Annotated in this window: 16 protein-coding genes; 9 read left to right on the top strand and 7 right to left on the bottom strand. The window is 59.3% G+C overall.

From position 1 onward, the window contains the following. Both AACS18_RS23420 and rnd read left to right on the top strand, forming a co-directional pair. On the top strand, positions 1-848 hold an 848-nt coding region (locus AACS18_RS23420; protein WP_258228705.1), incomplete at its 5' end, for an AMP-binding protein. A gap of 97 nt (positions 849-945) precedes the next feature. Then, positions 946-2,058 (top strand): ribonuclease D, encoded by a 1,113-nt coding sequence (gene rnd / locus AACS18_RS11935; RefSeq protein ID WP_108612378.1) that lies wholly within the window; start codon positions 946-948, stop codon positions 2,056-2,058. 189 nt (positions 2,059-2,247) lie between these two features. Here rnd and AACS18_RS11930 read toward each other — a convergent pair whose 3' ends face one another. From AACS18_RS11930 to selD, 3 genes are read right to left on the bottom strand one after another with little or no spacing between them, the layout of a single operon-like run. Further along, the gene (locus AACS18_RS11930) at positions 2,248-2,892 is read right to left on the bottom strand and encodes an MBL fold metallo-hydrolase (RefSeq protein ID WP_108612377.1); all 645 of its coding nucleotides are present in this window, start codon (positions 2,890-2,892) and stop codon (positions 2,248-2,250) included. A 22-nt stretch (positions 2,893-2,914) separates the two neighbouring features. Continuing rightward, positions 2,915-4,030 (bottom strand): tRNA 2-selenouridine(34) synthase MnmH, encoded by a 1,116-nt coding sequence (gene mnmH, locus AACS18_RS11925; protein WP_108612376.1) that lies wholly within the window; start codon positions 4,028-4,030, stop codon positions 2,915-2,917. Beyond that, complete coding sequence (gene selD, locus AACS18_RS11920) at positions 4,027-5,064, bottom strand: selenide, water dikinase SelD (RefSeq protein WP_108612375.1); 1,038 nt, start codon at positions 5,062-5,064, stop codon at positions 4,027-4,029. Before selD ends, mnmH begins: the two co-directional genes overlap by 4 nt. Positions 5,065-5,456: 392 nt before the next feature. Between selD and AACS18_RS11915 the strand changes: the two genes are divergently transcribed. Then, positions 5,457-5,885: a GNAT family N-acetyltransferase gene (locus AACS18_RS11915; protein ID WP_108612374.1), complete on the top strand. Its 429-nt coding sequence runs from the start codon at positions 5,457-5,459 to the stop codon at positions 5,883-5,885. A 34-nt stretch (positions 5,886-5,919) separates the two neighbouring features. Here the strand turns inward: AACS18_RS11915 and AACS18_RS11910 are convergent, their stop codons facing one another. The 3 genes from AACS18_RS11910 to AACS18_RS11900 all read right to left on the bottom strand — a co-directional run bounded on the left by AACS18_RS11910 (position 5,920) and on the right by AACS18_RS11900 (position 10,188). Continuing rightward, the gene (locus AACS18_RS11910) at positions 5,920-7,104 is read right to left on the bottom strand and encodes an acyltransferase family protein (protein WP_108612373.1); all 1,185 of its coding nucleotides are present in this window, start codon (positions 7,102-7,104) and stop codon (positions 5,920-5,922) included. A 349-nt stretch (positions 7,105-7,453) separates the two neighbouring features. Beyond that, on the bottom strand, positions 7,454-8,644 hold the full coding sequence (locus AACS18_RS11905) for a class I SAM-dependent methyltransferase (RefSeq protein ID WP_108612372.1): 1,191 nt from the start codon (positions 8,642-8,644) through the stop codon (positions 7,454-7,456). 113 nt (positions 8,645-8,757) lie between these two features. Then, positions 8,758-10,188, bottom strand: coding sequence for a methyl-accepting chemotaxis protein (locus AACS18_RS11900; protein WP_108612371.1), 1,431 nt, complete (start codon positions 10,186-10,188; stop codon positions 8,758-8,760). Positions 10,189-10,271: 83 nt separating this feature from the next. Here AACS18_RS11900 and AACS18_RS11895 point away from each other — a divergent pair, with 83 nt between their 5' ends. Both AACS18_RS11895 and AACS18_RS11890 read left to right on the top strand, forming a co-directional pair. Further along, entirely contained in the window at positions 10,272-10,544 is a 273-nt protein-coding gene (locus AACS18_RS11895) for an acylphosphatase (RefSeq protein WP_005345583.1), read from the top strand. Positions 10,545-10,559: 15 nt separating this feature from the next. Further along, positions 10,560-11,360, top strand: coding sequence for a CHAD domain-containing protein (locus tag AACS18_RS11890; protein ID WP_181363267.1), 801 nt, complete (start codon positions 10,560-10,562; stop codon positions 11,358-11,360). A 191-nt stretch (positions 11,361-11,551) separates the two neighbouring features. Here AACS18_RS11890 and metG read toward each other — a convergent pair whose 3' ends face one another. After that, positions 11,552-13,585 (bottom strand): methionine--tRNA ligase, encoded by a 2,034-nt coding sequence (gene metG, locus AACS18_RS11885; RefSeq protein WP_108612370.1) that lies wholly within the window; start codon positions 13,583-13,585, stop codon positions 11,552-11,554. A 186-nt stretch (positions 13,586-13,771) separates the two neighbouring features. Between metG and apbC the strand changes: the two genes are divergently transcribed. The 4 genes from apbC (at position 13,772) to AACS18_RS11865 (ending at position 18,104) form a co-directional block, all read left to right on the top strand. Further along, a complete protein-coding gene (gene apbC, locus AACS18_RS11880) occupies positions 13,772-14,854 on the top strand; it encodes an iron-sulfur cluster carrier protein ApbC (RefSeq protein ID WP_005345574.1) in 1,083 nt (360 codons plus the stop codon). A gap of 110 nt (positions 14,855-14,964) precedes the next feature. Beyond that, complete coding sequence (gene udk, locus AACS18_RS11875) at positions 14,965-15,609, top strand: uridine kinase (RefSeq protein WP_005345570.1); 645 nt, start codon at positions 14,965-14,967, stop codon at positions 15,607-15,609. A 63-nt stretch (positions 15,610-15,672) separates the two neighbouring features. Then, on the top strand, positions 15,673-16,254 hold the full coding sequence (dcd, locus tag AACS18_RS11870; RefSeq protein ID WP_005336719.1) for a dCTP deaminase: 582 nt from the start codon (positions 15,673-15,675) through the stop codon (positions 16,252-16,254). Between the two features lie 377 nt (positions 16,255-16,631). Next, positions 16,632-18,104 (top strand): inorganic phosphate transporter, encoded by a 1,473-nt coding sequence (locus AACS18_RS11865; RefSeq protein ID WP_108612369.1) that lies wholly within the window; start codon positions 16,632-16,634, stop codon positions 18,102-18,104. Positions 18,105-18,236 lie beyond the last annotated feature (132 nt).

Here is an 18,236-nt window from a genome sequence, read left to right as displayed (position 1 = left end):
GTTACAACCTGCTGATCAGCAACCCGCGCGACATTCCGGGGTTTGTCAAAGAGATCAAGAAGTACCCCTTCACCTGCATTACCGGGGTTAACACCCTGTTCAATGCGCTGGTCAACAACGAGGAGTTTCAGGGGATCGCCTTTGACAAGCTCAAGCTGACCATCGGCGGCGGCATGGCGGTGCAGCGCGCGGTTGCGGAGAAGTGGAAGACACTGACCGACACCCCGCTGCTGGAAGGCTATGGCCTGACCGAGTGTTCGCCACTGGTGAGCGTCTGCCCCTACGATCTGACCGACTACAACGGTTCCATCGGTCTACCGGTCTGCTCTACCGAGATCCGTCTGGTGGATGACAACGGTCAGGTGATCCACGCTCTCGGCACCCCCGGCGAAATGCAGGTTCGCGGCCCGCAGGTGATGGTAGGCTACTGGCAGCGCCCCGAGGCGACCGCCGAAGTGATGCAGGATGGCTGGCTCTGTACCGGTGATATCGCGGTGTGCGACGAGCAGGGCTTCTTCAAGATCGTTGACCGCAAGAAGGACATGATCCTAGTCTCCGGTTTCAACGTCTATCCGAACGAGATCGAAGATGTCGTTGCTCTGCACCCGAAAGTGCTGGAAGTGGCCGCGGTCGGCGTGCCGCACAAGGTCTCTGGCGAGCTGGTGAAGATCTTTGTGGTCAAGAAAGATGCAAAATTGCAGGAGGACGAGATTATTGCCCACTGCCGTAAACATCTGACTGCCTATAAGGTGCCGAAACTGGTAGAATTTCGTGACGAACTTCCCAAGACCAATGTGGGCAAGATCCTGCGCCGCGTACTGCGCGACGAGGAGATTGCCAAGCAGTAAGGCGTTGCACCGGCTTTCTGGTGTGTCGCAGTGATGCAAAACCGTGGGTCATCCCACGGTTTTTTCTTTTTGGCCCTGATCAACCGCGCAGGCACAGATGCACTATCAACTTATCACTCAGCAAGCCGAACTTGAGCAGTATCTCGCGTCTCTGGCCGACGTTCCCCTGGCTATCGATACTGAATTCGTTCGCACCCGTACCTACTACCCCCAGCTTGGCCTGTTCCAGATCTATGACGGCGAGCATCTGGCGCTGCTGGATCCGCTGACCCTGGATCTCTCCGCCCTCTGGCAGCGACTGGGCCGGGAAGGGCAGATCGCCATCCTGCACGCTTCTGGCGAAGATCTGGAGCTTATCCAGCATCAGGCGGGCCACCTGCCCAACCAGATGCACGATACCCAGCTGGCTACCGCCTTTCTCGGTTACGGCGTCTCGGTCGGCTTTGGTGCGCTGGTGAACGAATTCCTCGGGGTCGAGCTGGAAAAAGATCAGGCGCGCACCGACTGGCTAGCCCGCCCGCTTACACCACGTCAACTCGAATACGCGGCGGCGGATGTCTTCTACCTGATGCCGCTCTACGAGAAGGTGATGGCCAAACTGCGGGAAAGCGGCAAGTTTGCCTGGTTCGAGCAGGAGTGCCAAAACCACTCCGCCCGCAAGACCCAGGGTAGCGATCCCCGTCAGGCATATCTTGAAATCGTCAATGCCTGGCAACTGGGTCGCCGCGAGCTCGCCATTCTGCGCGAGCTAGCCGCCTGGCGCCAGCAAGAGGCGGTGCGCCGGGATCTGGCCCTCAATTTTGTGGTGAAAGAGCTGCACCTGTTCAAGGTGGCGGAGCGTCGTCCTGCCTCCCTGAGGGATCTCAACGAGCTCGGCCTCTCGCCCATCGAGATCAAGATCCACGGCAAGCGGATGCTCGATATCGTCGCCAAGGCGCAGCAGAGCGATCCTGACAGCTGGCCCGAGCCCATTCGCCGGCTGGTGGACTTTCCCCAGTACAAGGCCGAGCTCAAGCGCATCAAAGCCATGGTGGAAGAGAAGGCCAAGGCGAGCAATATTCCGCCCGAGCTGATTGCCAGCAAGAAGATCATTCACCAGTACTTCACCTGGAGCTGGCGGATGAACGACGAAGAGCGGGCCCGCAGCGACAAACCGATGCTGCTGCAAGGGTGGCGTCATGAGCTGGTCGGTCACCTGCTGGCACAATAAGCCACCAGGCGGTTGCACCTATAAATCAATCCTCACCCTCGGGTGGGGATTTTTATTGGGCGAGAAAAACAAATAGGCATGCTGAACTGGAGAACGCAGAGGGGACATGGCTGGCCGGATGGCGGGAGTCGAGAATGAAAAAGAGAGCAGAGAAGAAAAGGCAGAGGCTAACACCGCTGCCTTTTTTGATCACCAGATAGGCTGGGTCAGATAGGGGTTGCTCACCTTCTCGCGACCGAAGGTGGAGCTGGGGCCGTGGCCCGGGATAAAGACGATTTCGTCACCCAGCGGCAGCAGGGTCTCGGTGATCGACTTAATCAGGGTAGCGTGATCGCCTCGGGGGAAGTCGGTGCGACCGATGCTGCCGGCAAAGAGCACGTCGCCAACCCAGGCAAGCTGCTCGGCTTGGGAGAGCAGCACGATATGGCCCGGGGTGTGGCCGGGGCAGAAGTAGACATCCAGCTCGCACTGGCCAAGCTGCACCTTGTCACCCTGCTCAAGCCAGCGATCCGGCGTGAAGGCGGGGGTATGGGCGAAGCCGAACATCTGGCTCTGCTGGGGCAGCATGTCGAGCCAGAAGGCGTCCTCCTTGTGGGGGCCGGTAATGGCGACGCCGGTTTTTTCCCGCAACTCGGCGGCGGCACCCACATGATCCAGATGACCGTGGGTCAGCAGAATGTGGGTCAGGGTCAGGCCGCGCTTGGCGATAGCGGCCAGCAGCTTGTCCGCTTCGCCGCCCGGATCGATCAGGGCCGCCTGATGGGTCTCGTCACACCAGATGAGGGAGCAGTTCTGGGCGAACTGGGTGACCGGGATCACCTCGAATTTCAACATAGAGTTCCTCTCTTGGGATGGGTCAGCCGCGCAGTGCGCTGGCATGCTGCTCGGCGAAATAGTCGAGGCAGGCCTGCTTGTCACCGCGAAACACGATGCGCTCCTGCTTGTTGCCAAGCTGATAGAGATACATGGGGTCGTAGTAGCGGGTCAGCAGCAACGTGATCCAGGCCAGATGCAGCCCGGTATCGCCGCTCTTTTCCTGCTCGGTGAGGGCGGTTTGCATCAGGGCATCCAGCTCTCGGTGGGCCTGATCGCCAAGACGGCGCTTGAGGCGGGCCAGCGCATCGGTGAGGTAGGCAGCAAACAGCGGCCAACCGGCTTCCTGGCCATACATGGCTTGATAGCGCAGCCAGAGATCGTGCACGTAATCTTCGCGGATCTGCTCGGCCCGATCGATTTGCGGTACATCCACCACCACCAGCGGTGCCTGACTCATGGCCTCATGGAGGGAGAGGGGCAGGCAGCAGCGTCCGATCAGGCGACTCTCATCTTCGACCACGAAGGCATGCTCGCCCTGATGGCGGCGCTTGAGCAGCTCGATGGCCATGTTGTTTTCAAAATTGATGTTGCTGGGCTGGCCGCCGGGCAGCTGACCAAACGACGAGCCCCTGTGATGGGCGTGTCCTTCCAGATCGAGCGCCTGAGCTACGTGGTCCAGCATATGGGTCTTGCCGGAGCCGGTCATGCCGGTCAGCACAGTCCAGCGGCACTCGGCAGAGGCCTTGTCCTGGGTGTCGATCAGGAAGCGGCGCAGCTCCTTGTAGCCACCGGCGACGCGGGGGCGGGTGACCCCGGCATCAGCCAGCCACTGTTGTACGGTTTGCGAGCGCAGGCCGCCGCGAAAGCAGTAGAGTAGGGCATCGGGCTGCTGGCGCAACTGCGCCAGCCAGCTTTCGATACGTTCGGCACGTACTGCTCCCCCCACCAGCTTGTGTCCAAGCTCAATGGCGGCGGCCTGCCCCTGCTTCTTGAAGCAGGTCCCCACCTGGGCGCGCTCATCGTCTGTCATCAAGGGCAGATTGGTCGAGCAGGGGAATGCCCCCTCCTTGAACTCGATGGGGGCGCGCACATCAATCAACGGCACATCGTCTAAAAAAATCTGGGCGTAGTCCGTGGCCAGTGGCAATTCACTCATTGGACAATCTCGATAAAGCGGGTGCCCTCAAGGGGCTTGATCTGACCGATGGGCGAGAGTGCAAGGCCAGCTTCGCGCGCGATGGCGAGCAGCTCGGCTTCGCTCTCTTTACCCACGGCGACCAGCAGGCCGCCGCTGGTTTGCGGATCGCACATGATGTTGCGGGTGCGATCGTCCATGGCAACCAGCTTGTGGCCGTAGGAGTCGTGGTTGCGCAGGGTTCCGCCCGGGACGCAGCCCTCACTCAGGTAGTAATCCACCTCATCCAGCAGCGGCAGCGCCTTGAAGTCGAGGCGGGCACTGACATTGGATCCTTCGCACATCTCCAGCAGATGGCCAGCCAGACCAAAGCCGGTGACGTCGGTCATGGCGTGGACACCCGGCAGCTCGGCAAAGCGTTGACCGATCTTGTTGAGGGTGCACATGGCATTGGGGGCCAGTTGCTCGTGTTCCGGCTTGAGCTTGCCCTTCTTCTGGGCGGTAGTGAGGATACCGATACCAAGGGGCTTGGTCAGATAGAGGGTGTCACCTACCTTGGCGGTATCGTTCTGCTTGATGGCGTCAAGGGGCACGATACCGGTGACCGCGAGGCCGAAGATGGGCTCGGGGGCATCGATACTGTGACCACCGGCCAGCGAAATGCCCGCTTCGTGGCACACCTGACGGCCGCCGTCGATCACCTGCTGGGCTACTTCCGGCGCCAGGGTATTGATGGGCCAGCCGAGGATGGCGATGGCAACGATAGGCTTGCCGCCCATGGCGTAGATATCGCTGATGGCGTTGGTGGCGGCGATGCGGCCAAAGGTGAAGGGGTCATCGACGATGGGCATGAAGAAGTCGGTGGTGGAGACAATGCCCTGACCGTTGCCGATATCGACCACGGCCGCGTCATCCTTGCTGCTGTTGCCAACGATCAGGGTCGGGTCGTTGAAGCCTGGGATCTGGCTCTTGAGAATGGTGTCGAGTACCTTGGGAGAAATTTTGCAGCCGCAGCCAGCGCCGTGGCTGTATTGGGTCAGACGAATGGAAGACATACTTACCCCTTATGCAGAGGCTCTGTGGAGCCGTCTTGGTCAATGGGCGGCCTTGTAGAGAGAATGACAAGAAGCCGCAAATATGGGTGGCCTCGGTGCCAACAGGGGCAGCGATGACTGGCAGTTATGAAAGACCGCCAGGCCGGACGGGGAAGAAATGGGCGACAAGGTGCGCCAGCGCAGCCCCGCCAAGGGCCACAGGACGGGGCATTATGCCACATTTGCCCCTTGGGGTTCGAACAGGAATTCACATAAACAGCAGGGAATTGCCCTCACTTGCCTGTCATCGGTCTGGATCCGGCGCTGACTGAATGATTACAGTACAGATGCAGCAAAAAGAACGCCAAAGAGACCAAAAGCACGCAACCGCCGATCTACAACAGGAGAGCTTAGTGACCACCACATTTTTGGTTAACCACCCCATCACCACGGCGCAGTTTGCGGCGTTGTTGGCGCAGACCTCGTTGGGGGCGAGACGGCCGCTGGAGCATCCAGCTACCCTGCAGGGCATGCTGGATAACGCCAATTTGCTGATCACCGCCTGGCAGGGCGAGACCCTGGTCGGTGTGGCCCGTTCAGTGACCGATTTTCATTTTTGTTGCTACCTCTCGGATCTGGTGGTGGCCGAGTCAGTGCAGGGGCAGGGGATTGGCAAAGCACTTATTCGCGAGACATTCTTGCAATTGCAGCCGGGCTGCAAGCTGATCCTGCTGGCCGCGCCGCAGGCGGTGGCGTACTACCCCAAGCTCGGATTTAGCCAGCACCCGAGCGCCTGGGTGATGAGCAATCTGGATGAACTGGTACTGGATGAGTTGGCATAAAACCGTCAACTCATCCAGACAGGGCGAGATTAGCTTATCCGGCCCGCTCCAGCGCCGGTTGCCGTGACTTGCCCCAGCGGCGCAGGCGCCGTTGCAGTGGTCGCTCCAGCAGGTTGTAGCTCAAGGCAGAGAGGCCGATCAGCACCGCCAGCATCAGCAAGGTTGCCACTACCCCCAGCAGCGGGTTGGTCTGGCCATACCACCACTCGGTGATCCCCGGCGCCAGATAGTGGATGAGCTCGCAGCCGGTGAGCAGCACCAGCGCATGGAGCAGGTAGATGGAGTAGGAGAGATCCCCCAGACAGTTGGTGAAGCGGTTATCCAGGAGGTGCAGCAGCGGGCTTTGGCGATTGCCTTGGCAGGCGGCAATCCAGATCAGCAGCACGTAGGAGGCGATCAGCAGCAGTGTCAGTGGTGGCGTCATGGTGAACTGCATCAGCGCAAAGGGCAGCACAAAGGCGACCAGCAGCGGCAGATCATGCTTCATCATGGGCAAGCCTTGCGCGGCCTTGACCCTCGGCAGCAGCCAGAGGCCGAGCACAAATTCACTCACCCCGCGCCCCACCGCCAAGGCGCCGCTGGTGACATCCAGGGTGCCGCGACTGTGCACGATAAAGGCCAGCACCGTCAGCGCCAGCAGGGGGGCGAGATGGCTCCAGCGACTGCGGGTGACTGCGAGCGGAATCAGCAGCGGGAACAGCAGGTAGCTGATCCACTCTACGCTGAGGGACCAGGCGGCGAAGTTCCAGGTCAGCCCGTGATCGGTCACCACCTGCAGCAGCAGAAAGGCGCTTGGCAACGCCTCGGCCGGGGTGAAGGGCGAACCGAAAGGCGGCATCCCTTCCCACTCCCACATCTTGAACAAGGGGCCGGCGTAGAAGCCCACCCCGTGCTGCGCCTTGTAAAGCTCCCAGCCGACCAGCAACAGCAGGGTTACCAGGTAGAGGGGGTAGACGCGGGTCAGCCGCAGCCAGAGAAAGCGGCCATAGCCCACGGTGCGGGGCGTGCGGGTGAAGGCCTCCCCATAGACATGTGCCAGCACCACGCCGCTCAAAATAAAGAACAGATCGACCCAGAGGTAGCCGTTCTCGATGAGTTGGGTGTGGCCTGCGATCGGCTCCATCCACTGGGGAAAGAGCAATAATCGGGCATGGAACAGCACCACCATCAGGGCAGCGATGCCCCGCAGCGGCGTTAACAGCGGCAATGATTGATTCATATCGGGATCCCTTGTGATGTTCAGCTTGGCCTGACATCTATTTTGTTGTTGTGCCGCCCATCAATCCTGACGGGACGGTTGCCCCGGCTCGGCTGCCGCAGGCGGGATCACACTACGGAAAAGAGAGTCATACGGATGTGATTTAAATCATAAATGTGCAGTTATTGTGCAAAGAAATTTAAACAGAGAAGAAGTGGGGCGCTGGCAGTAAAAGAGGAGGAGAAGGAACGCGAATAAAGCAGAGAGGGTGGTCATCGGGGCGAGCGTCAGGCTCAGGTTTATACGGCGCGATGCAAAACAATCAGGCCCGCAAGGGGCCTGATTGATCACAAGGGAAGATGACGACCGATCAGCGGGCGCGTACCACCAGTCCCTTGAGGTAGAAGCCTTCCGGATAGGCGGTACCGATGGGGTGATCGGAGGCCTGGGAGAGCAGCTCCAGGATCTGGGCATCGCGACCGGCATCGAGCGCCGCATCGGCAACGATCTTCTGGAACAGGCTCTGCTCCATCAGGCCGGAGCAGGAGTAGGTCAAGAGCACGCCACCCGGCGCCAACAGCTGGAACGCCAGCATGTTGATGTCCTTGTAGCCGCGGCAGGCACCCAGCAGCTGGGCCTTGCTCTCGGCGAACTTGGGCGGATCCAGCACGATGACGTCGAACTTCTCGCCCTTCTCGCGGTATTCACGCAGCAGCTTGAACACGTCGTGACGGATAAACTGGGTGTTGCTGGTATCCAGACCGTTCAGCTCGGCATTTTGGCGGGCGATATCCAGCGCATTCTGGGAGAGATCAACGTTGACCAACTCTTTGGCGCCGCCCTTGAGGGCATAGACGCCAAAACCACCGGTATAGCTGAAGCAGTTGAGCACCCGCTTGCCTTCGGTGTACTTGGCGGCCGCCTGACGGTTGTCCCGCTGATCCAGATAGAAGCCGGTTTTGTGGCCGTTGCGAATATCCACCAGGATCTTCACGCCGTTCTCTTCGATCACCACCGGTTCGTTCGGCGTCTCGCCATAGATGACGCCGGTGCGCTCTTTCAGCCCTTCCTTCTTGCGTACCGCCACGTCGGAGCGTTCATAGATGCTGCACTCGGGGTAGAGGGTACGCAGCGCCTGGGTGATCAGCTCACGCTGGAACTCGGCACCGGCAGAGAGGATCTGGCACACCAGAAAATCGGCATAACGGTCGATGGTCAGACCCGGCAGACCGTCGGATTCGGCGGCGCACAGGCGATAGCCGGTGAGGCCCTGACGCTTGATCAGCGGATCACGGGACTCCTGGGCATATTTGAGGCGACGGATAAAGAAGTCGAGATCGACGGTCTCCTCTTTATCGAAGGTCCAGACCCGCGCACGGATCTGGGAGCTGCCTGACCAGGCACCACGGGCGAGCCACTTGCCATCGTTGGCATAGATCTCGACGGTGTCGCCGTCAACGGGGTTGCCTTCAACCCGCTCAATCCCCTTGGAGAAGATCCAAGGATGACGGCGCAGCAGGGATTTTTCGCGGCCTTTGACGAGATAGATGAAAACGCTCATGGGTGTTTGCCGATGGTAGAAAGAAAAGGGGCCACATTCTATGTGGCCCGCAGGTAAAACTCAAACAACCCGGTGTAATGAAGCGGATTGCCCTGATCTGGCTCCGCGAATGGTCAGATCTTAATCCCCTTGAGTGCCTGGGTCAGCTCGGTGGCGGTGGCTTTCAGTCCCTGAGTACCGGCTACCGAGGCGCTGGCAGACTCTTCCACCTGCGCCGCTTCATGGCGTACCTGATCGAGATTGTGGGTGATCTCGGCGGCGACCGAGCTCTGCTCCTCGCTCGAGGTAGCGATCTGGGTGCTCATCTCCAGCACCGCATCGCTGTGGTTGCTCAGTTTTTCGATATCCAGACCCACCTCGCTGATGAGCTGTTGGCTACTGGCGGCGCGCCCTACGGTCTTTTCCATGATCTCGTTCAGCGCCCCGGTACCGGTCTGCAGCTCTTCGATCATCTGCTGGATCTCCACTGTCGCTTGCTGGGTGCGGCTGGCGAGGGTGCGCACCTCGTCGGCAACCACCGCAAAGCCGCGACCCTGCTCACCGGCACGGGCCGCCTCAATGGCGGCGTTGAGGGCCAGCAGGTTGGTCTGCTGGGAAATGGCGTTGATGACATTGACCACTTCGTTGATCCGGTTGGCGTTGTGGGTGAGCCGCTCGACCGCGCCGGAGGCGTTGCCAATCTCGTCGGCCAGGGTGCGGATCGCCTCGATGGTGCGGGCTACCCGGTTGGCGCCATTGGCCGCCTCTTCACTCGACTGGCGGGTCTGCTGCAGGGTGTCGTTGGCGTTGCGCGCCACTTCGCGGATCGCCGCCGACATCTGCTCCATGGCGGTGGCCAGTGAATCCATGTGCTGGCGCTGGGAGCGCGCCATGGTCTCGCCTTCGCGGGCATGGTCACGAAACTCGTCGGCGGCCATGGTCAGCGCTTCGGCAGACTCCTCCACCAGTTTGACGATCTGGTGTTGGCGGTCGGTAAAGCGGTCGATGCTGCCCGCCAGGGTGGAGAACTCGTCGCGCACCGGGAAGAAGTTGAGACGGAAGGTGAGATCCCCGTCCGCCACGGTTTGCAGCGCCTTGTTGGTGGAGTAGAGCGCACCGGAGACAAAGGTCATCATGTAGTGGATCACCAGCGCCATCAGGGCGGCCAGTGCGGCGATCAGGGTCAGGGTCGAGCCTTGGCCGTCCCACATGGAGAGGTTGCCGGTATCGAGATCGCCGGTGACGTAGCCCGCCTGACCCGCTGGCGCGGTAAACAGGTAGTGATCCCCTTGCTGCTGCAACCCGCTGCTGCCTTGTGTGGTCAGACGCAGATCGGCAGGCAACACCAGGGTGGGCTGCTGGCTGATCAGCTGCGCTGTGGTCTCGACCCGTTGCTGCAACTGCGCTACCCGCAGGGAGATCTCCTGCTGATGGCTGGCCGCCAGCATGTACCAGCTGAGAAAGGCGATGATAAAGAGCGGTAACCAGAACGCGATATGGAATTTTTCACTGATGGTGAGGTGAATGAGATAGCGGTCAACCCACCGGAATTTAACTTCTTTCATAATGGAGATGCATCCTGCAGAAGATAGAGTGTCGGGCACATTATCGTCGCGGGAAATTTTTTCTTAAGTGGAAGGTGCGAGAAATGGGAGAGCAATCGTTTGTCATTCGGGTGTGGGGGCAGGTGCAGGGGGTGGGATTTCGTTACTTCACCCGTGAGCGGGCGCTGCAACTGGGTTTGCGGGGCCATGCCTACAACCTCGAAGATGGCTCGGTGGAGATCCTGATCAGCGGCCCCGCGCAGGGGGTGCAGATGATGCTGGGGTGGCTGGAGCATGGCCCGCGCACCGCCAGAGTGACCCGGATGGAGTATGAAGAGGCGCTGCCGCCCACCGGTCAGGGCTTTCACACCAACTGAAGTGGCAGGGACGAGATGGACGCTGACAAGGAAGGTCTGTTGCTGACTCAGGCAAAAGTCTGGGTCGCCCGTTATCAGGAGGCGGCGCGGGCGGTGCGTGAAGAGGCCAGCGAGCCGACCGTGCATGGCTACCGTATCGCGGCGCGCCGCCTGCTGGCGCTGCTCGCCCTGTGGCGGCCACTCATCTATCACCCCGAACTGGAGCTGCGTTTGCTGCGCTCGGTCGGGCGGCTCTCGGCGCTGCGGGATGCGCAGGTCTATACCGAGCGTTTTGGCAAGCCGGCCGCCAGCACTGTTGATACCCACAAATCGACCTGCCGCGTGCCCCAGTTGTCGCGGCGACTGGCCCGCTGGCTGGCGGCGGTGGCGCAGGTGCCGGATGCGCGGGCACTGGTGTCGCTTTATCAGCAACATCTGGCCCTGCGGCTTGATGAGGCGCAGTGCGCCCTCGATGAATATCCTCTCTCTGCCGGAAAATCGGCCCACTCCCGTCGTCAACAGTTGCGCCGCTGGCATCGGCTGCGCCTCGAGATCAAGCAGGTTCGTTATGGCGTTGAGCTGCTGCAGGCGCTGGGGGGAGGGGATCCCGGCTGGCTGACCACCCTGACTCATTGGCAGGAGCGACTCGGCCAGTTGCAGGATTGGCGTCAATGGCGGCGGGCGTTGCGAGCAGAAAAGGGACGCACCCACAAGCAGACTAAACTACAGCTGCAGTTGAAGGGGAAGATCACCGCCCGTTTGCGTCAACTGGAGTGTCAGCAAGCGGAGCTGGTGGCGCTCAAACTGGCGATGCTGGCAGGCTCACAACAGGGATAAGATGCCCAGTCGGGTGGTCAGGGATTCGGACCAAAGCGCAGATCCTGCCAAGCTGAGTGGCAGATAAATTCGGGACAGCCATTCGCGACCTGCATCCACAAAAACTATCTAGGACAAACATGCGAGACAAAAAAAGAGAGGCCGTTTGGCCTCTCTTCTCTATCTCGTAGTGGTCGCAGTCAGCGACACGCTTACTTGACGCGCATCCCCGGCTGGGCGCCTTCCTGCGGCTCCAGGATCCAGAGATCCTTGCCGCCCGGGCCTGCGGCCAGCACCATGCCTTCGGACATGCCAAAGCGCATCTTGCGCGGCGCCAGGTTGGCCACCATCACGGTCAGCTTGCCTTCCAGATCTTCCGGGTTGTAAGCGGATTTGATCCCGGCAAACACCTGACGGGTCTCACCACCGATATCCAGTTGCAGCTTGAGCAGTTTCTCGGCTTCCGGTACCGCTTCAGCCTTCTTGATCAGTGCGACGCGCAGGTCAATCTTGGCAAAGTCGTCATAGCTGATGGTTTCGCTGATGGGGTCGTCTGCCAGCGGGCCGCTCACTTTCGGTGCCTGCTCTTTGGCCAGATCTTCCTTGGAGGCTTCTACCATGGCTTCTACCTTGGCTGGCTCGATGCGGGAGAAGAGCGCCTTGAACGGGGTCAGCTGATGGTTGGTCAATGGCTGGGCCACGCCATCCCAGGAGAGGGTTTCACCCAGGAAGGCTTCGGCGCGCTCGGCGAGCAGCGGCATGACCGGCTTGAGGTAAGCCATCAGCACGCGGAACAGGTTGATACCGACGGAGCAGACTTCCTGCAACTGGGTGTCAGCCCCTTCCTGTTTGGCGATGACCCAGGGGGCCTTGTCATCCACGTAGCGGTTGGCTTTGTCGGCCAGCGCCATGATTTCGCGGATGGCGCGGCTGAATTCGCGTGCCTCATAGGCCTCGGCGATGGTGGCGCGGGCGTTGGCGAATTCGGCGTAGAGCTCTGGCTCGGCGCAGGTGGCCGCCAGCTTGCCGTCGAAACGCTTGGCGATGAAACCGGCGTTGCGCGACGCCAGGTTGACCAGCTTGTTGACCACGTCGGCGTTGACGCGAGCGACGAAGTCATCGAGGTTCAGGTCCAGATCGTCGATGCGACTGTTGAGCTTGGCGGCGTAGTAGTAACGCAGGCACTCCGGATCCAGGTGGTTCAGGTAGGTAGATGCCTTGATGAAGGTGCCCTTGGATTTGGACATCTTGGCGCCGTTGACGGTCACATAGCCGTGCACGTTGACCTTGGTCGGCTTGCGGAAGTTGGCCCCTTCCAGCATGGATGGCCAGAACAGGCAGTGGAAGTAGGCAATATCTTTACCGATGAAGTGGTACAGCTCGGCGCTGGAGTCTTTGTTCCAGTAGCTGTCAAAGTCGATGTCGCCGCGCTTGTTGCACAGGTTCTTGAAAGAAGCCATGTAGCCGATGGGGGCATCGAGCCAGACGTAGAAGAACTTGCCCGGCGCGCCGGGGATTTCGAAACCGAAGTAGGGGGCGTCACGGGTGATGTCCCACTGCTGCAGGCCGCTCTCGAACCACTCCTGCATCTTGTTGGCCATCTCTTCCTGAATGGCGCCGGAGCCGCGCACCCACTCAGAGAGCCATTTTTCAAATTGCGGCAGGTCGAAGAAGAAGTGCTCGGAGTCCTTCATTACCGGAGTCGCGCCGGAGACGGCGGATTTCGGATCAATCAGCTCAGTCGGGCTGTAGGTGGCGCCGCAGCTGTCGCAGTTGTCGCCATACTGCTCCGGGGATTTGCACTTGGGGCAGGTGCCCTTGACGAAACGGTCCGGCAGGAACATGGATTTTTCCGGATCGAACAGCTGGGTGATGGTGCGGCCCTTGATAAAGCCACCGTCTTTCAGACGACCGTAGATAAGCGTTGCCAGCTCGCGGTTTTCATCGCTGTGGGTGGAGTGATAGTTGTCAAAGCTGATGTTGAAACCGGCGAAATCGGTCTGGTGCTCTTTGGAGACGGCCGCAATCATCTCTTCCGGGGTGATCCCCATCTGTTGCGCTTTGAGCATGATCGGGGTGCCGTGGGCATCATCGGCACAGATGAAGTGCACCTGATGACCGCGCATTCGCTGATAACGAACCCAGATATCGGCCTGGATGTGTTCCAGCATGTGGCCAAGATGGATGGAGCCATTGGCATAGGGGAGGGCGCAGGTTACCAGCATTTTACGAGGATCAGTTGCCATATTACGTTCTTGATGTGCTTGTTGGGATGATAGAGTGCCGTGCATGTTACCCGAATTGGGGGTAGCCTGCCTAGGGTTGTGGCTGTGCCAACCTTGGCAGAGCCTGCCGTTACGATGGCAGGCAAGCCACTGATTTGTGTGCGGTAACCGTTCACCTCAAGATAAAGACAAGATAATGAGGAGTTAATGGTGATTGATTCAGTAAAACAGATCCTCGCCGAATTTAAGCCAGCAGGCTGGCACAAGGATCTGGTGGATGCCGGATTCGTTCGCGAGATCATCAATCAGGGTCAGGGGCTTACTATCCGGCTGGTATTGCCGTTTGCCGGTCTCTCGCTGCTCGATCAGCTCAAAGAGAACTACGATGCCAGGCTGCGCAGTGCCACCGGCGCCGCCCGTATCGACTGGGCACTGGAGATTGACGTCGCCAGCATGCCGCGGGCGCAAGGGCTCAATGCCGTGCAGGGCATTCGCAACATCATCGTGGTTGCCTCTGGCAAGGGGGGGGTGGGCAAATCCACCACCGCGGTCAATCTGGCGCTGGCGCTGCAAAAAGAGGGGGCGCGGGTCGCCATCCTCGATGCCGATATCTATGGCCCTTCCATTCCCACCATGATGGGTACCCTCAAGGAGCGCCCGGTCAGCCATGACGGCAAGCTGATGGAGCCGGTGATGGCCTGCGGCCTCAAGAGCAACAGCATCGGCTATCTGGTCTCCGAGCAGGATGCCACCATCTGGCGTGGCCCGATGGCGAGCAAGGCGCTGGCGCAGATCCTCCATGAGACCCGCTGGGGCGAGGTGGATTATCTGGTGGTAGACATGCCGCCGGGCACTGGCGATATCCAGCTCACCATGGCCCAGCAGGTGCCCACCTCAGCGGCAGTGATCGTTACCACCCCGCAAGATGTGGCACTGGCCGATGCCCGCAAGGGGATCGCCATGTTCAACAAGGTCAATGTGCCGGTGCTCGGTATTATCGAGAACATGAGCTACCACGTCTGCAGCGCCTGTGGTCACCATGAGCCGCTGTTTGGTACCGGTGGAGGTCAGAAGATGGCAGAGCAGTATCAAGTGGCGCTGCTTGGCCAGTTGCCGCTGCACATCGACATCCGCCAACACATGGATGATGGCTGCCCGACTGTGTTCGGCGCACCGGAAGGGAGCCTGGCTCAGGCCTATTTGAAGCTGGCGCGTAGGGTAGGGGCTGAACTCTTTTTCAGCGCAAAACCGATTGCGACCCCCCTCTATGCCATGGCGCTGGATGAATAATCGGCGGTCGGTCACTTGAAAGGGAATTGAGGGTGGGCATGACCCACCCTTTTTTATATAATGGATCGGTTTAAACCATCCCCACTGCTCTTCTCTTTTAGGTATTTGTCATGTCTGATACTCAACATTCGTGTGTGATCATCGGTATTGCGGGCGCATCTGCGTCTGGCAAAAGTCTTATAGCCCAGACCATTTATGAAGAGCTGGTGGCCGAACTGGGCGCAGGTCAGATTGGTGTGATCACCGAAGATTGCTACTACCGTGATCAGACCCACCTGACCATGGAAGAGCGGGTCAAGACCAACTATGACCACCCCAACGCGCTGGATCACGACCTGCTGGTACAGCACCTGAGCCAGCTGGTCAAAGGTGACGCGGTTGCCATTCCCCAATACTCCTACACCGAACACACCCGTATGAGTGAAGTGACTCCGTTTGCCCCGCGCCGGGTGATCATTCTGGAAGGGATCCTGCTGCTGACCGACAGCCGTCTGCGGGATCTGATGGATGCTTCCATCTTTATGGATACCCCGCTCGACATCTGCCTGCTGCGCCGTCTGGTGCGTGATGTGCAGGAGCGGGGCCGTACCATGGACTCCGTGCTCAAGCAGTATCAGAAGACGGTGCGTCCGATGTTCCTGCAGTTTATCGAGCCGTCCAAACAGTATGCCGATGTGATCGTGCCTCGTGGTGGCAAGAACCGCATCGCCATCGACATGCTCAAGGCGCGTATCCGCCACATGTTGATTGGTTAAGATGAAACAAGCCGGGTGATGCCCGGCTTTTTTAAAAGCACAATTTGTCAGGAGAGTCGCCCAATGCGTCTGTGTGATACCGATATTGAACGCCATCTGGATGAAGGCAAGATCGTCATTGAGCCACGGCCCGGGGTAGAGCGGATCAGTGGTGTCAGTGTCGATGTGCTGCTGGGTAACGAGTTTCGGGTGTTTCGCGATCATACCGCGCCCTATATCGACCTGAGCGGCCCGAGCAGCGAGATGGCCGATGCCATCGATCGGGTGATGAGTGACGAGATCCACATCCCCGATGGCGAAGCCTTCTATCTTCACCCGGGTCAGCTAGCGCTGGCGGTGACCTACGAGTCCGTCACCTTGCCTGCCGATATCGTCGGCTGGCTGGATGGCCGTTCTTCATTGGCGCGCCTGGGTTTGATGGTGCACGTGACGGCGCACCGGATCGATCCGGGTTGGTCCGGTCGCATCGTGCTGGAGTTCTACAACGGCGGTAAACTGCCGCTGGCGCTGCGTCCGAAGATGAAGATCGGCGCCTTGAACTTCGAGATGCTCTCCGGCGTCGCGGCCCGCCCCTACAACAAGCGGGAAAATGCCAAGTACAAGAGCCAGCAGGGCGCCGTTGCCAGTCGTATCAATCAGGATTGATAACTGGCAACACGGCAACGATTCAAGGGAGCACAAGGTGCTCCCTTTTTGCATCTGGAATCAAACGGATATTGGATTGATGGTGCTGGTCGGATGAGATTGGCGGGGCAGGGACGTTTTATCACCACTTTCGCCCGTTTTTCTGTCATAAAAACGTCATAAAAATGAAATTATTGGCTTAATTGTCAGCTATTTTTGCCCTTTCCCGCAATCATTGATGGCTTTAATTAATCGATGGCAAGCCGCATGAGGACTGGCTCTAGGATATTTTTTTCCAAAAAGCTCTTTTTTTTTATGGCTGAAATATTTCAATGGTGGCTATGGTGTTGGCCGCCATCTGGCATAATCCGCCGCAACTCATAAACAGGCTTTTTTTTATGTTTGAAATGTTTAGTGGTTTGGGTTTGTGGTGGTCAATCGGTTTGGTATTGGCCGTTTTTTTTGTGCTTGCCTATGAATTTATCAACGGCTTTCACGATACCGCCAACGCGGTAGCAACGGTTATCTATACCAAGGCGATGCCAGCTCACCTGGCGGTCGTCGCATCGGGGATCTTCAACTTTTTTGGCGTCATGTTCGGCGGTCTGGGGGTGGCCTATGCCATTGTCCATCTGCTGCCTATCGACCTGCTGCTTGGGATGGACTCCACCCAAGGGTTGATCATGGTCTTCTCCTTGCTGTTTTCCGCCATCGTGTGGAACCTGGGCACCTGGTTCTTCGGGATCCCGGCCTCCAGTTCACATACCTTGATCGGTTCCATTCTGGGGGTAGGCGGCGCCTATGCCTGGATCACCCATAAACCGGTGACAGAAGGGATCAACGTGGGCAAAGCGATCGACATCATGCTTTCCCTCATCATCTCTCCCACCATAGGTTTCATCATCGCGGCACTGCTGCTGTTGGCAATGAAACGCATCTGGACCAGCAACAAGATCCACAAAACGCCGGAAGAGCGTCAGCTGGTGGATGGCAAGAAGCACCCGCCGTTTTGGGCGCGTCTTACCCTGGTGGCCTCGGCCATGGGCGTCAGCTTCGTGCACGGCTCCAACGATGGTCAGAAGGGGATCGGTCTGGTGATGCTGGTGCTGATCTGCATGGCACCCGCCTATTTCGCGCTGGACATGAACAGCCGCTCTTATGACCTGGATCGGACCCAGGATGCCAACCAGCGCATCATGGAGATCTACCAGCGCAACCAGTCCGCCCTCTCTGGCGTCATCAACTTCTCTGCACCTGCAACGGCTCAGGAAGAGCTGATGACTCACTGCTCCGCCGATGGCGTGCTGCAGGCGATGGCTACTCTGGATGCCCGTCTGGGTGCCGTGCGTACTTATGACGAGATGAGCCTGACCGACCGCCGCGAAGTGCGTCGTCTACTGCTCTGTATCGATGACACCGCCCGCAAGGCTGCCAAGCTGCCGCTGCCAGCCAAGGAGCTGACTGATCTGGCCAAATGGCGCAAGGATCTGACCGCGACTGCTGAATACGCACCGACCTGGGTGATCGTCTCCATCGCGCTGGCGCTCGGTTGCGGCACCATGGTGGGCTGGCGTCGTATCGTTCATACCGTGGGCGAAAAAATCGGTTCCACCGGTATGACCTATAGCCAGGGCATCGCGGCCCAGATCACGGCAGCGACTTCCATCGGGGTTGCCAGTCTGACCGGTATGCCGGTGTCCACCACCCACATCCTCTCTTCTGCGGTGGCGGGGACCATGGTAGCCAACAAATCCGGCCTGCAGAGCCAGACTATCAAGACCATCCTCATGGCCTGGGTGCTGACCCTGCCGCTGACCATGTTGCTCTCCGGCGGCCTGTTCATCGTCAGCCACCATCTGTTTGGTGGATAATATCGCTATTTTTCTAAGGGCCTGCGGGCTAATGCCGATCAGTTAAGGATCCATTGACCGATCCTCCTGATGTGTGAAAATCCGAAACCTGTTGATTGGTCTCGGATTTTTTATGCGTATCGACCAGGCTCT

The organism is Aeromonas sp. HMWF015 (genome assembly GCF_963878965.1).
GTDB classification, from domain to species: Bacteria; Pseudomonadota; Gammaproteobacteria; order Enterobacterales; family Aeromonadaceae; genus Aeromonas; species Aeromonas veronii.
This window is presented reverse-complemented; position numbering and strand designations above follow the sequence as displayed.